Source organism: Streptomyces sp. NPDC047974, from assembly GCF_040653375.1.
Lineage (GTDB): Bacteria > Actinomycetota > Actinomycetes > Streptomycetales > Streptomycetaceae > Streptomyces.
Window position 1 is genome coordinate 1 of record NZ_JBEZNU010000096.1, and the last position, 2190, is coordinate 2190.

Sequence of the window (2190 nt, forward strand, 5' to 3'; positions counted from 1 at the left end):
GTCACCGTCACGGTCAACGGGTCCCCCGTCGTCGTCCCCGTGAACTGAGGGCGACACGTGCGGCGGGGAAGCGTCCTGGGCCTCGCGCTGGTCCTGTCCATTGGCAGCGCGCACGCGGCCATCCCAGACGGGGTGGAGCCGGTGCTGGCCGCGCCAATCCGGGCCAACGGGCTGCCCGCGAAGGACCCCGTGTTGCTCTGGCAGCAAAGTGGGGCCTGGGTGGCCGAATCCACGACCTGGCAGCAGCTCGGCGTGACCCTTCGCCCGGGCGAGGAGGGCCAGGACCTGACCGACCAAGCCTTGGGCGTGACCGTGGCTTACACCCCCGAGAACGCCACCGTCCAGCTCACCATTCCGGCTGACCGCAAGCCGGCGCAGCAGCTCAGCCAGCACGGCACTCCGGTTTCTCAGGTGTCGCCCGCCATCGGGGGCGTCTTGGTCAACTACAACCTCGCCACCCAGATTGCAGGCGGCCAACAAGCGACGTCCTTGGCACTGGAGGCGCGCACCGGAGGGCGTTGGGGCGTGGTCTCCACCACCGGGCAGCTCAACCAATCCCCCAATGGGTTTGGCATGCGCCGCGGCATGACCGCCTGGCAGAAAGACGACCTGCAGCGCCAACGGACCTGGCAAGCCGGCGATGTCTACGCCACGCCCCGCATCGGCCCCGTGGCGCTGGGCGGCATTCGCCTCGCGAAGGACCCGGCAGCGCTGGATCCGCTCACGCCGACGTGGCCCGTCCCGACCTTGGGGGGCATCGCGTTGGATCCGGGGCAGGTCAAGGTCCTGTCCAACCAAGCCGAAATCACGCGCCAGGACGTCAACGCCGGCCCCTTCACCGTGGACGGGCGAAACGTGGCCTTGGGGGCCAGCCAAACGGATGTAGTGGTGCGTGACGCCTACGGCCGGGAAACTGCCGTTTCCACTGCACGGCTCTACGTGGCCCCAACCCTGCTGCGTCCTGGACTCTCCGCTTGGGAAATCGCGGCCGGACAAGTCCGCGAAGACGAAAACCGCTACGGCACGGCCGGCGTCAGCGCGTCGTGGGCCAAGGGCGTCAACGACCGCTGGACCATCCGAGCCGGTGGTCAGGTGGACGAGAACGGCGAGGGCAACGTCACCGTGGGTTCCACCTGGGCCCCGGGCACCTGGGGCGTGCTCGACGGGGAGGTGGGGCGCTCAAGCGACGGCGGGACGCGTTGGGCTGCTGCCTACGACTACCGAGGGCCCACCTTTGGCCTGCGGCTGGAACACGAAGAAAACGACGGTTTCTGGCGACTGCAGAGCGAGACGGCGCTGCCCATCGCTTCGCGCACCCAAGCCAGCGTTTCCTACCGCCCGGATCGCCGCTTCACTTTGCGTGGCATCTACAGCGCCATCGACACGGGGCGCTCCAGCCTGGCCTTCGCTTCCTTGGGCGTGAGCGCGAACCTGGGCACTGCAGGCCAAGTGTCCGCCAACGTGCTCCGAGACCTCCAAGGCGACGATCTTCAAGTGTCCGCCAGCTACACCTACCGCTTCGGCAGCAAGGCCAGCGTGGGCGTTCGGGCCCGCCAAGCTCCAGGCCAGGATGCCCTGACCACCCGAGCGACCTACCGCACCGAGGGCGGCCTTCGCTTGGCGGCAGAGCACGCCGAGGGCGATCAGGGCAGCACCCAGGCCACGGCGGATGCCATGACGCGTTACGGCGACGCCCGGATCATGCTGGACCGCTACGACGGGCAAACCCAGGTGGCGGCCAACTTCTCCGGCGCCGTGTTCCTGGACCACCGCGGCGTGGCCTTCGGGCGACCCGCCTACGCCAGCTTCGCCGTGGTGGATGTGCCGGGCCAAGCGGGCGTGCCGGTGCGGGTCAACGGCGCACCGGTCGGCCAGACCAACAAGCAAGGCCGCGTGCTGGTCACCGACGTTCCCTCCTTGCTGCCCACCACCGTCAGCCTCAAGGACAAGGAGCTGCCGGTGGGCGTGGAGATCGGGGAGACCGAAAAGCAATCGGTGGCCCCCCGCCAAGGCGGTGTGCGGGTGACCTTCCCCGTGCTGACGCAGAACGCCCGGGCCTTCACTCTGACAGGGGCCAGCATCGCGCCGGGCACCCTGGCATCTACGCCGAACGAACAAGCAATGGTGGGCTACGACGGAGCGCTCTACCTGGAACACCCCGAGCCGGGGATGGCCGTTGAGGTGTCGGAC

1 protein-coding gene is annotated in these 2190 nt (G+C 68.9%); it reads left to right on the forward strand.

Features of this window, described 5'->3' with window-relative positions; all coding sequences use genetic code 11:
- Positions 1–132 precede the first annotated feature (132 nt).
- A partial coding sequence (locus AB0E19_RS38475) for a fimbria/pilus outer membrane usher protein (RefSeq protein WP_362189838.1) occupies positions 133–2190 on the forward strand: 2058 nt, incomplete at its 3' end.